General features: G+C 42.8%; 9 protein-coding genes. 4 read left to right on the forward strand and 5 right to left on the reverse strand.

Annotation, left to right across the window (positions count from 1 at the left end):
- Positions 1 to 29: 29 nt before the first annotated feature.
- The 3 genes from AAC006_RS19745 to AAC006_RS19755 all read right to left on the reverse strand — a co-directional run bounded on the left by AAC006_RS19745 (position 30) and on the right by AAC006_RS19755 (position 3961).
- Positions 30 to 1190: a diguanylate cyclase gene (locus AAC006_RS19745; RefSeq protein WP_041452455.1), complete on the reverse strand. Its 1161-nt coding sequence runs from the start codon at positions 1188 to 1190 to the stop codon at positions 30 to 32.
- A 157-nt stretch (positions 1191 to 1347) separates the two neighbouring features.
- A complete protein-coding gene (locus AAC006_RS19750; protein WP_126872618.1) occupies positions 1348 to 3207 on the reverse strand; it encodes a monovalent cation:proton antiporter-2 (CPA2) family protein in 1860 nt (619 codons plus the stop codon).
- A 175-nt stretch (positions 3208 to 3382) separates the two neighbouring features.
- Positions 3383 to 3961 carry a porin family protein gene (locus tag AAC006_RS19755; RefSeq protein ID WP_126872617.1) on the reverse strand — a complete coding sequence of 193 codons (579 nt, stop codon included), beginning with the start codon at positions 3959 to 3961 and terminating at the stop codon, positions 3383 to 3385.
- A gap of 500 nt (positions 3962 to 4461) precedes the next feature.
- On the opposite strand from AAC006_RS19755, the gene katG reads away from it, so the two are divergent.
- Entirely contained in the window at positions 4462 to 6762 is a 2301-nt protein-coding gene (gene katG, locus AAC006_RS19760; protein WP_338454387.1) for a catalase/peroxidase HPI, read from the forward strand.
- Between the two features lie 412 nt (positions 6763 to 7174).
- Entirely contained in the window at positions 7175 to 7660 is a 486-nt protein-coding gene (locus tag AAC006_RS19765) for a hypothetical protein (RefSeq protein WP_126872615.1), read from the forward strand.
- Here the strand turns inward: AAC006_RS19765 and AAC006_RS19770 are convergent.
- Both AAC006_RS19770 and AAC006_RS19775 read right to left on the reverse strand, forming a co-directional pair.
- Positions 7657 to 8982, reverse strand: a complete 1326-nt coding sequence (locus tag AAC006_RS19770) for a mechanosensitive ion channel domain-containing protein (RefSeq protein ID WP_126872614.1) — start codon at positions 8980 to 8982, stop codon at positions 7657 to 7659. The two genes, AAC006_RS19765 and AAC006_RS19770, sit on opposite strands and share 4 nt — an antisense overlap.
- Positions 8983 to 9419: 437 nt before the next feature.
- Positions 9420 to 10151 (reverse strand): FadR/GntR family transcriptional regulator, encoded by a 732-nt coding sequence (locus AAC006_RS19775; RefSeq protein WP_013782682.1) that lies wholly within the window; start codon positions 10149 to 10151, stop codon positions 9420 to 9422.
- A gap of 455 nt (positions 10152 to 10606) precedes the next feature.
- Between AAC006_RS19775 and AAC006_RS19780 the strand changes: the two genes are divergently transcribed.
- A complete protein-coding gene (locus tag AAC006_RS19780) occupies positions 10607 to 11536 on the forward strand; it encodes a sugar kinase (RefSeq protein ID WP_339351048.1) in 930 nt (309 codons plus the stop codon).
- Positions 11537 to 11565: 29 nt separating this feature from the next.
- Entirely contained in the window at positions 11566 to 12189 is a 624-nt protein-coding gene (gene eda / locus AAC006_RS19785; RefSeq protein WP_339351049.1) for a bifunctional 4-hydroxy-2-oxoglutarate aldolase/2-dehydro-3-deoxy-phosphogluconate aldolase, read from the forward strand.
- Positions 12190 to 12218: the final 29 nt, after the last annotated feature.

Raw genomic sequence — 12218 nt, forward strand, 5'->3', positions numbered from 1 at the left:
AAGATAAGCGCGATAATTCAGCGCAAAACTTACAGTGTGGCCGTTTTAAATGGTGACAGCATGTAGACTAAACTAGTACCGTCATGTCGTTTTATGCTGTATTCATCGAACGGCTCTCCTTGTTGCCACGAGAATACGATATCTGAGGAAGGCGCAATCCCGATACTGGCAGTAAACATGGGCGCGCTGTCTAGCGTTTGGACATTTTTGGAAAATACTTGTTTTACCAATCTATCAGCAACCACATGAACCGAGTCAATAGTGACACCGCTTAGCATAATCGCAAACTTACTTTCGCTTATTTGCCCCGCTATATCATTTGAACGGGTAAAATGAATAAGAGACTGCCCCACTTGAGAACTGGCGCTTTCACCGGCACTCGCGCCGTAGTTATCTATCACGTCTTGGTAGCCATCTATTTCAACTAGCAACAGTACATTTTCATGTTTGTTAGTTTGTTGAAGCTTTTTAATGGATTGTTGAATAAAGTCGTCACGTTTTAGTAAAACCGCACCAGAGCCTCTAAGCGGACGATGATAAAGTGATTGAGATTTTGGCTCTGTGCTACATCGCGTCAACGATAAAACGATTAATGCAGCGGTTATCACCATCAGCACAGAGGTGAGCTTGTACAGCAACGACAAGTCATCCATACCACCGGTAATTGAATTTACCACCGATACCGTGCCATGTAAGAAAAGTGAAAAAGACGAAATAAGCAGCAAATGGCGGAGCAAGGCACGCTTTTCCTCTTTTACTCTATTATCATTGTAAAGCACGCCCTCACTTAACAGCACAAGTGCAGCACAAAAAAACATAGCCACAGATTCGGCCAGCGCAGGCATTGACCACAATACACAAATTCCACTAACTCCTACCCCTAGGACAGGAAGTGCATGGCGGTTAAGTTTGTAGTCTTTGTGTTTTTGTAGCGATTCCAACCCCAAAAAGACCTGATAGAAACCGACTACAAGAGCTATAAGCCCCAAAATGAAATATGAAGAAGGGAGTGCATATAGGGTATCGCTAAGACGTGAAATTAAACTACCGCAAAGCAAGCCACTGGCAATTGACCAGTAGCGAAATATTGTTTTTTTCTGATAAACCGTTTTTATCGTGAAGTAGCCGCAAAGTGCCGCACATACCGCGATAGAAACAATAATGCAGGTGGCTAGAAAAAAGTACAACACTCAGCCCTTAAGATTAATTCGAGGCAGGATTATACCAAAGTATAAAGAGTGCAATAGGGCACTCATCCTAAGGCTGGTATCGTAAATTAGATAAAGTTATTAAAATATATACTTTATTATGGCTATTCTATCGTTGCAGTTTTGCCTTTATTCACTTTCATCCTTCTTTCGCCTCGTTAGCTTTATTAGGGTCTCGAGTACTATCACAGGTATTAAACATATCTTGTGCTTCAGTATCTTGTGCTAATACTTGGGTGAGGTCATCCATCCGCTGTTTAATTGCGACGCCATAAGAGTGGTCATCACCCCACAATTCGGCAAGTAGGTTCATGGATTCAACATCATGTTCTCTAAATAGCCTTCCTGCGCGTTCGGCATCGATATCATCGTTCCCCAATAATTTTAATGATTCAACCGCGAGTACCAATGCAGAGTCGAAAGTTTCTCGGTTAAAGGTACCGACTTTCATACGAATAAGTTCATAAGCATGGCGCCTGTCCCTAGCCCGTACCGCTAACTTCAAATTTGGGTAATGCTTACGAGCAATGTCGATAATTTCGATTGTTTTGTGCGGGTCATCTATGGCAATAACAAGCAGGTCGGCAGAATTTGCCCCTGCCGCTTCTAATAATTCTTTTCTGGCGGCGTCGCCGTAGAAGACTTTGTTACCGAAGCGTCTCAACAAGTCGATTTGGCTAGGGCTGTGATCAAGTACGCTTACTTCATAACCTTGGGCCTTTAACAGTCGTCCAATAACTTGCCCAAATCTACCGTAGCCCGCAATAATCACATGTCGAGAAGCCTCTATTTCCTCAGGCTTATCAAATGCAGGTGCTGATGACTTTTGAAATTTCTGTGCACGGTCGTAAACCATTAATAGTAATGGGGTAATAACCATGGAAAGTGCCACGACTAAGGTAACAATATTGGCTTCCTGAGAACTTAAAATACTCAACTCTCGAGATAGTGAAAGTAGCACGAAGGCAAATTCCCCACCTTGTGCTAGGGCTAAAGTGAACAATAGTCGCTGACGAGAATTAATCGAAAAGAGATGGGCTAAGCCATAAAGCACTAAACCTTTAATAGCCACAAGACCAACAACCAGCAGTAATATAAGTAAACTGTTCTCAGCTAATAATCCGAAATCAATCGATGCGCCAACGGTAACGAAAAATAGCCCTAGTAACAGCCCTTTGAAGGGCTCAATATCAGCTTCAAGTTCATGTCTAAATTCACTCTCTGCAAGCACCACGCCCGCCAAGAAGGTGCCTAATGCTGGGGAAAGGCCGACGGTCTGCATCAGTAGTGCTATTGCAATCACTAAGAATAGCGCGAAAACCGTGAATATTTCTCGCATATGAGTTTGGGAGATGTACCTGAATATGGGGGTGGAAATGTATTTGCCCGCCAGAATAATGGTAACAATCACGGCAATAGAAATACCCACTTTACCCATGGCAGACCAATCCGATACCAGTGAGTGGTTAGACCCATCAACGGCACTAGCGGGAAGGAATGAAAGTAGCGGCATAAGTGCCAATATAGGAATAACGGCGATGTCTTGAAATAAAAGAACCGAGAAACTATTTTGGCCGGCGTCTAATTTTAACCAGCCTTTTTCTTCCAGAGATTGGATAACAATAGCGGTTGAAGAGAGCGCTAGCATCAAGCCAATTGCCAATGCGCTTTGCCAAGCAAGCCCCAATCCATAATAGGTGATGGCAAAAATAGCCCCGGTCGAGAGCAACACTTGTAGTCCTCCTAGCCCCACGATTGAATGCCTTAAGGTCCATAATCGGGAAGGTTGCAACTCAAGCCCAATAAGAAACAGCATCATCACTACCCCAAACTCAGCGAAGTGCATCACTTCGGTTTGGTCGCCCACTAGCGATAAAACAAATGGACCAATTAAAATCCCAGCAATGAGATAGCCTAGCACTGAGCCCAAACCCAATCGTTTAGCAATAGGTACAGCGATTAGCGCAGCACCAAGGTAGATAAGAGCAAGTGTTAGCATGAGGTCTACTGCCGTCTTTTCGTTTATAGGAATGAATTATGCTATCTCAAAAACATGTCGTTAGCTTGACATTCATTAACCTGTTTTGGAGGTAACTGTTTTTAGTAAGGGATGTAAATAAAAATGCGGCGCTGTAAAGCGCCGCATTTAGGGGGAACTCAATTAACTTTGGTATTTAGAATCGATATTCAACACCGATGCTTGCCTGCTTTAAATCTGTCTCAAAGTTAGTATCGTCGATATCATCTACGGCTTCTTCTGCATCTAGCTCGGCGTCATACACTGTGTATTCGGCGTTAACCAAAAAGTTTTTTGTGATGGCATAACTTAAGCCTGCGCCAACGAAAAGACTTTCGTCGTCATAGTCACTAGAAACACCGCCTAGGTTATATTCTGTTTCTGACCACAACTGTCCCGCTTTAGCGTACAGTGAAAAACGGTCTGTTATTGGAAGAATTCCTTTAATCGCCGCCGTGTACCCATCGGTATCTCCGCCAGCAATGTCGTTGCCATAGTCACCGAAGTCGATAAAACTACCTTCTACCGCAACCCATTCGTTGAACTTATAACCGACAAGTCCTTGCCATACATCTTTGTCGTCATCAAAATCGTCTTCACCTTCTACGCGAAGGTATCCGTAGTTACCACCAACATAGAAACCACTTTCGTCGAGAGAGTAGTCGTTTGACTGAGCAAAACTACCGAATGATGTAAGTGCTGCAATACCTGCAAGTGCTGTAAGTGTGTTTTTCATAATGACATCCTCGTTTTAATTTCCAACGTTCCATTAGCTTCCGATAAAGGAAGATCCACGTGAAGATGAAATGCTTCACGTTTGATAACACTGACTATTCAATCGGCGTGCCAGCGTAAAATTGTCTTAAACGAGGGAAATATTGGGAAAGAGTTTCACGGTCTTACTCAGTTTTATGTTCAAGTTGAGTAAGTTTTAGCCGCCGATTAAAAGTTGTACGGCATAACTTTCTTGGGGTATGAAAAGAGTACACGGCTTCTGAAATGCGTAAACACGTTTTTCAGGTTGATTGAGTCAACGTTTTTAAATATCTGTTTTTAGAACGAATGCCTTAATCAGTATTTCCTATCGGGTTAATTCAATTTTTTAACTGTCCTTTAAGCGAACCGATAACTACATTAACTATGTGAATTAATTGTTAACTGCAAATTGTGGCGGGTGGGCGAACTACAAAACGCATACATTTGCAGATGTATACACATAATAAATGGAACAACAATATGAAAATTACCAGGGTACGCAAGGCTACATTAGCAGGCTTGATTTCATTGGCACTAGGTACGTCGCATTCATTTGCTAACAATGAAATTAGCAAACCAGCCGGCGCAAAAGGGTCTGGCATGGTTCAGCCTTTTCAGGCTAGAACGAATAATTTTTGGTGGCCAGAACAATTAAACCTATCTCAACTTCGTGATCACGACAGCCGCTCAAACCCGCTAGGCGATGACTTTGACTACGCAAAAGCATTCTCTTCACTCGATTTAGACCAAGTTAAAGCGGATGTGAATGAATTGCTGACGACCTCTCAAGATTGGTGGCCTGCAGATTATGGAAACTATGGTCCATTCTTTATCCGACTTTCATGGCATAGTGCGGGGACATATCGTACGTTAGATGGTCGAGGCGGGGGCGATGGTGGCCAAATGCGTTTCGACCCGCTCAATAGCTGGCCTGATAATGCAAGCCTAGATAAAGCGCGCCGATTGCTTTGGCCAATAAAGCAAAAGTACGGGAAAGCATTATCTTGGGGTGACCTTATGATACTTGCCGGCACGGTAGGTATGGAAAACATGGGTTTTGATACCTATGGTTATGCGGGTGGTCGTACCGACGACTGGGAACCTGATATGGTTTATTGGGGACCTGAAGTAGAAATGCTGGCTAGCGATCGAGAAGAAAAGGGCGGAGAGTTGCAACGCCCATTAGGCGCGACGCACATGGGTTTAATTTACGTTAATCCGGAAGGGCCTAAAGGTGTGCCTGATCCTTTGGGTTCAGCGAAGAACATTCGCACCGCATTTAATCGCATGGCCATGAATGAAGAAGAAACAGTGGCGCTTATCGCTGGCGGTCATACATTTGGCAAAATGCATGGCGCTCACAAGCCTGCAGACTGTTTAGAAGCAGAACCTGGTGGTGCAGGTGTGGAAGAACAAGGCCTTGGTTGGAAGAACAACTGTGGCAAAGGACATTCTGAAGACACAGTGACTAGTGGTTTAGAAGGTGCTTGGACCCAACTTCCTACCCGTTGGACCAGTTTATATCTGCAAAACTTGCTTGGTTTTGAGTGGGAACAAACTCGCAGCCCGGCAGGCGCTATTCAATGGATACCTACTGATGAGTCTGCGCAAACAGCAGTGCCAGACGCTCATGTAGAAGGGAAGCGACATGCTCCGGTTATGACAACGGCCGATCTCGCGCTTAAGTATGACCCAGAATATCGTAAGATAGCAGAACGCTTCCTTGCTGATCCAAAAGAATATCAAACCGCCTTTGCTAAGGCTTGGTTCAAGCTAACCCACCGCGATATGGGCCCTAAAGCACGTTATCTTGGTAACGATATTCCTGAAGAAAATTTTGTATGGCAAGACCCAGTAACCATTACTGATCACAAGCTAGTTAGTGATGGCGACGCGAAAAAGTTAAAAGCAACTATTTTAGATTCGGGGCTTAGCGTACAACAGTTAGTTAAAACAGCCTGGGGCTCGGCGGCAAGTTTTCGAGCATCTGACTACCGAGGTGGCGCAAATGGTGCTCGTATTGCACTTGCACCACAAATGGATTGGTCGGTAAATGAACCTGAAACCGTTAAAGCTGTGATCGCTAAATTAAAAGAAATTCAAAAAGACTTTAATGGCGGTAAGTCATCAAGTCCTAAAATTTCGTTGGCTGACCTCATTGTATTAGCAGGTGGGGCGGCTATTGAAAAAGCGGCTGCCGATGCAGGCGTTGAAATTTCGGTACCGTTCGTACCAGGGCGAGGTGATGCAACCCAAGCGCAAACTGATGTGAACTCGTTCTCACTGTTAGAGCCAACGGCTGATGCATTCCGCAACTACTACAATGCAGATACTAGCTATCGTTCACCTGCAGAAATGCTGGTAGATAAAGCAGACCAACTTAACTTAACCGTTCCAGAAATGACGGTACTAATTGGTGGTATGCGTTCGTTAGGTGCGAACAACGGTAATAGCACTCATGGTGTTTTCACTAATAAGGTAGGTGCGCTCAACAATGATTTCTTTACCACATTGCTTGATATGAATGTGAAGTGGAGAAAAACAGACGACGCCGCTGTTTATGAGGGCATAAACCGTAAAACGGGTGAGGTACTCTACTCGGCTACACCTGTTGATTTAGTATTTGGTTCAAATAGTGAATTGCGTGCAGTGTCTGAAGTTTACGCTTACGACAACGCGAAAACTAAATTTGTAGAGGATTTTGTAGATGCGTGGACAAAAGTGATGACCCTTGATCGCTTCGATTTACGTCATGACTTAAGCAGCCCTTTAAATCAGTAAAGTTAAAGGCTCATTTACTTAATAGAAACGCGGGCATTATTGAAGTGCCCGCGTTTTTTACATTGAAGAAATAAAAGGAAACACTGAAAGGCGTTAGAAAGATACCCAAGATTAACGCTGCACCTCCCGCAAACTTTCTATACACTGAACAGCTTAGATAAAAATTAATACGCGCTTTAGTCATGTTGTAAATTATCTCGTTGTAAATTATCTCGTTTTAAATTATCTCGTTGTAAATGCATAGAAGTGGCGATGAATAAATGACAGTCAAAGCGTAAAGACTGAATGCAGAGTAGCAATGGCAGAAAATACCTGCAAAGTAGTGATGATAAGGCAATGATTGAATGCTAGCGATGCATCAGTCAATAACCCATAAAACCATCTAGCATACCTAAGTATTTAATAACTAATCATGGCAACGATACAGCGACAGCTTGTGAACCTAGAAATACTGGCAGAGGATTTGAATTCACTTTCAAGTGAGCAGTATGAGGGCGAGCAGCATATTAGGCTAATTGAAGAATACAAAGAAGCACTTGAGCACTTATCAGTTAGCGCAAAACCAGAAACGGAGAGTGGCTTTAAAAAAAGGCTGACTACATCTACTTTGGCTCACGTTCTGGAAAGTAAACAGATGATAGGTGTACATCTGAAACTCATTGGCTATGTGCTAACCTTTTGGGATGCAAATAAAAAAGCCAATGAAATTCTAGACACTAACTTTGGTGAAAGTGCCGACAAACGCTTAGAGTTACTACAGGTGAAAGCTATAAGAGCCAAAGCTCAGCTAAAAACGGTGGCCCATGCCATGGGGCAGGCCGATTATCAGAAGTTTATCGACCTGCTAAATCTACGCGATGCCCAATGGCAGTGGAATGTATTACTTTCTCGCTACTAAGGGGTGGTATTTCGAATACCAATACCGTTTTCGTTAACCACGCGTACTTCACGTTGAGGGAAGGGGATTTCAATCTGATGTTCTCTCAGGGTTTCGAACACGGTTAATAAAAGGTCTCCGCCAACACGGTTTTTTCCATCATCAACACCATCCATCCAAAACTCAACAAACATATTCACGCCCGAGTCACCAAAACTGTCTATTTCGCAATCTGGCAGTTCTTCAAAGGGGATGTCTTCACCACTAATAACCTGAGGATGTTGAGCTACTGCATCTTTTATAATTTCTACCATTGCTCGAATATCAGTTTTATAAGCGACTGAAAAATCGATACGGTAGCGCTGTTTAGGATCTTTGTGAGTCCAGTTGATTAATAACGAGCTAATGAACTTTTCGTTAGGCACGAGTATGTCTTTACCGTCGAAGGTTTCGAGAACCGCATAACGCATTTTAAATTCCCGCACGATACCTTTTTGGCCGTCTTCAAGTTCTACGAAATCACCTACGGTTAACGACCTATCAAGCAATATAATAATGCCGGATATAAAGTTTGAAGCGATAGATTGCAGCCCAAGGCCCAACCCTACGCCCAGTGCACCGCCGAATACCGCTAAGGCGGTTAGATTTATTCCCATCACGTTTAGTAGCAGCAGGAATACAATACAAAATAACGCAACTTCAAAGAGTTTTGCGAACACTTCTTTAGTAGACACATCTAGCGTGGTGTGGCTGCGAATAATGTCTTTTCCAAGGGTGTTAGATGCTCGACCTAACCAAAACAACAAGCCGCCAAAAAGAAATACGCGTGTTATTCCATAGGCTGAAATATCGACATTGCCAATCGATAACGACATCGATTCCAGCGCACTAGTAACAACAGGTAATACGCCCACTAAATGTAAGAATAAAATAGGCAAGCCTACCCACCGCATGAAACCGGCGAAAACGGGGTTATCTATAAACCCTCTAATCAAGGAAGCAACAAATAGCATAACTGCCACAACAACCGCTATTTCTAGTACCCAAGCATCGAATTGAAATTGTTCACCTAAAACCGTAGTCAATTTGAGTATGCTAATGGTAATGACGGGGAACAGTGTGCCGCCAAGTTTGAATAGCATGTTGTGTATTGTATGTGCCCCGCTTTGTGGTGCTTCCCGTGTGAACTTGAAAGGCCTTCTAACTTGTCTTGCCAGAATAAAGGCCAGTGCGTATATCACTGCGATGAGCAAAACTTGAATGAGAAACGTCGTGGTATACACCGATGCTTGTATCAGCGTCCATTTTTCTTGTATGAAGTCGAAAAACGTATTTAGGATCATTTGATTGTAATTCGCAAAACCATGACGAGCAGAATACTCGAAATTATAGACTAAACAATAGCGCGCTTTTTAAACTGAATTTTGCATGCCGTAAAGTAATTTTGTACGCAAAATGCGTATTTAAATAAAAGCAGCTAAGTTGAAGAAGGTAACGTTATAGCCTCTCAATGCTTATTGGTAATGGTTACTGGTAATATCTTTTCTTGTTTGTGGTTGACAAAGTGGCGTGATGTTTATATATTTTGAGTTGAAGCTAACGCGACTAATGATGACGCGCTACTTTTAGACACCCGTATTAGTAAAAACAGATTTACTCAAATACAAACTCATACAAGAAAAGCAAAAATACTCTGAGTATCCTACTAAGTAACAGGCTTCGAAAGAAGCCTGTTTTGTTTGTGCTATACGTAAAAACGGTTTTCACCAAGGCAGGTGATTTATTTACTTAGATGAGAAATCGAATATAAGCCTCTTGTCTTATCCGTTTTCCGTTTAATCTCTTCTAACTCTCTCGCTTCACTAGCATCAAATAACGCGTTTATTAGACGATTAAAATGGCTGTGCATTGCTTTACGAGCGGCAGCAGTGTCTTTGTTGGCAATGGCGTTGAAAATTTCCGTATGTTCTTTTATTCGTTGTTCAATACCTTGAGAGCAGACATCGTTATAGGCAGCTACTATTTCGGGCGTTGAACGACGAAGTTCCCATAGATTTTCAACCGAAAGTTGCACTGCATGGTTATGTGTAGCTTGGGAAATAATATGGTGAAAACGCTGATCAGCTTCATCCGCAATATCTGGAGAGGCCATATCTGATAGGGCTTTCTTAAGCGCAGAAACCTCGTCATCGCTTATCGTGGATGCAGCCAGCGCGGCGGCTTCCCCTTCAATCAATGCTCTGGCTTGAGTAAGCTCGAAAGCACTAATAGTTTTTGCTGAATGTTGGGCATTCTTTTGCGCTAATACATAGACTCCTGACCCGGTTTTCACTTCCACTCGTTCGCGAACCTCTAATGCGATTATCGCCTCACGAATAGTAGGACGGCTCACATTGTAGGTCTGTGCTAGTTCTCGTTCCGCTGGCAGTCGACTCCCAGCTGGGCATATACCTTGATCGATTAAGTCTTCGAGTTTTTCTACAATACTCCAGAAAAGCCGGCGAGATTTCATGTTTTAACCTTATTTACATATATTGGTAACGTCGCTGTTACACAGATTGTAGCCTGAAAATGCGTCTATTCGCAAAGTGCGACAAATATCGTTGTGCTAATCACAGTTAAAAGTACGAATAAATGTCGAGATATTTACGCTTGGTAATAACTGAGTTGCTATCTGGTAAAGTAAATTGGTTGTATTTGGTCGTCCGATTGGTTAGATTGTGTTTTTCGTGTGACATTTCTTTTACACAAAATGAACATCGTAAATGGCTTATATGGCCATAGTTGGCGAGCAAAAAAGTGAAATCAGTATAGGTTCACTGTGATTAGGCTAGATAGCAACGATAATCCCATAAAAAAGGGGATTAGGTAAGCGAAGTCTATCTGGAATCAATATTTAGCTGGCCTTCGGATTAAACGGCTACTACGTTAAGTAGACAGTGCATATTAAATTGGAGTCTGTGTAGCATGAGAGTTGGTTTTATTGGCGAATGTATGTCAGAGCTTAGGGAAGCCGAGAACGGCTTACTCTCTCAAGGTTTCGCAGGTGACACATATAATTCAGCAGTTTATATGAAACGTACGTTTCCCCAACATGATGTTTATTACATCAGTGCAGTCGGCAAAGATGCGCTAAGTGATGAAATGGTCATGCATGCTGTCAATGAGGGGATAAATCCACGATTTATTGGCAGGCATGAAGAGAAGCACCTAGGCCTTTACCGTATATACACAGATGATACGGGTGAACGCTCATTTGTTTATTGGCGTTCGGATTCTGCAGCAAAAAGCATGATGCAAACGCTAGATAGCAACGATATTGCCGCAATGACTGCCTTCGACATGGTGTTGTTTAGTGGTATTAGCCTAGCGATAATAAACGAAGAAGACCTTTCGACGTATTTCTCTTTATTAACCGGATTAAAATCAGCTGGCGTTAAGTTAGTTTTTGATATCAACCACCGCCCTTCGTTGTGGAAAAGTAAAGACGATGCTAAGCGCCTTTACGCAAAAGCTTATGAGCTAGCAGATATTATTCTTCCCGGTATTGAAGATTTTAACTTCTTATATGGCATAGACACTATCGACGAAACACTGAAATTTTTGAGTGATTACACCTTCGACGAAGTGATTATAAAAAATGGCAGTGATGCCGTTACCGTTATTAACCAACAGGGCGATATCTCTCAAGTCCCGCTTACGCCAGTTAAGAATGTGGTAGATACAACCTCTGCAGGCGATGCCTTCAACGGCGTTTACCTTGGGGCACGACTAGATGATTCGTCACAAAAAGAAGCGGTCGAGAAAGCATCAAAAAGTGCGGGCTTTGTCATCCAGCACAAAGGCGCCATTGTGGATGCCACCGCTTATAGCCTCTTTAGTAAAAATTTAACCTGATCCTTACGCAAAATTACACAGAGAAAACTATGAATTCTATATCTTCAATTATGGGAGAGCAGAAGCTTTTACCTATTATCCAAGTCAATAACGCAGACGACGGTGTAGATATCGCAAAAGCGATGTATGAAGCGAACTTGCGCACAGTAGAAGTGGTACTTCGCTCAGAAAAATCTGCCGAAGCTATTACAGCGATAAAAGCCGCTCTACCTGAAATGATTGTAAGCGCGGGAACAATTATCGATGAAGCTTCTTTAAAAATTGCTAAAGACGCGGGCGCTGATTTCATAGTGACGCCAGCCGTCACCGAGCGCTTACTCACAGCTTTAACAGCCTGTGGCTTACCTGTGTTACCTGGCGTTTCCACCGTTGCTGATATTGTATTAGCAAGAGAACATGGCTTTCGTGAAATGAAGTTGTTCCCTGCATCTCTATCTGGCGGCGCAGCGTTTTTAAAAGCGGTAGGTGGACTATTTAAAGATACACGTTTTTGTCCAACCGGGGGTGTGTCAGAAAGTAACTACCAAGATTATTTATCCATGAGCAATATCTTTGCTGTGGGTGGAACTTGGGTGGCAAAACCTGAGTGGGTTGAAGCGAAAAACTGGCAAGCTATTACTGATGCATGCCTAAGGCCTGTTGATCTTTCGTGATTAGTTTTTGACCGGCATGGTAAAGAGTT

The organism is uncultured Alteromonas sp. (assembly GCF_963976965.1).
GTDB classification, from domain to species: domain Bacteria; phylum Pseudomonadota; class Gammaproteobacteria; order Enterobacterales; family Alteromonadaceae; genus Alteromonas; species Alteromonas naphthalenivorans.

Coding starts and splice junctions, on each gene's coding strand:
- AAC006_RS19750 (WP_126872618.1), bottom strand. CDS start 3,207: ATGCTAACACTTGCTCTTATCTACCTTGGTGCTGCGCTAATCGCTGTA.
- AAC006_RS19755 (WP_126872617.1), bottom strand. CDS start 3,961: ATGAAAAACACACTTACAGCACTTGCAGGTATTGCAGCACTTACATCA.
- katG (WP_338454387.1), top strand. CDS start 4,462: ATGAAAATTACCAGGGTACGCAAGGCTACATTAGCAGGCTTGATTTCA.
- AAC006_RS19765 (WP_126872615.1), top strand. CDS start 7,175: ATGGCAACGATACAGCGACAGCTTGTGAACCTAGAAATACTGGCAGAG.
- AAC006_RS19770 (WP_126872614.1), bottom strand. CDS start 8,982: ATGATCCTAAATACGTTTTTCGACTTCATACAAGAAAAATGGACGCTG.
- AAC006_RS19775 (WP_013782682.1), bottom strand. CDS start 10,151: ATGAAATCTCGCCGGCTTTTCTGGAGTATTGTAGAAAAACTCGAAGAC.
- AAC006_RS19780 (WP_339351048.1), top strand. CDS start 10,607: ATGAGAGTTGGTTTTATTGGCGAATGTATGTCAGAGCTTAGGGAAGCC.
- eda (WP_339351049.1), top strand. CDS start 11,566: ATGAATTCTATATCTTCAATTATGGGAGAGCAGAAGCTTTTACCTATT.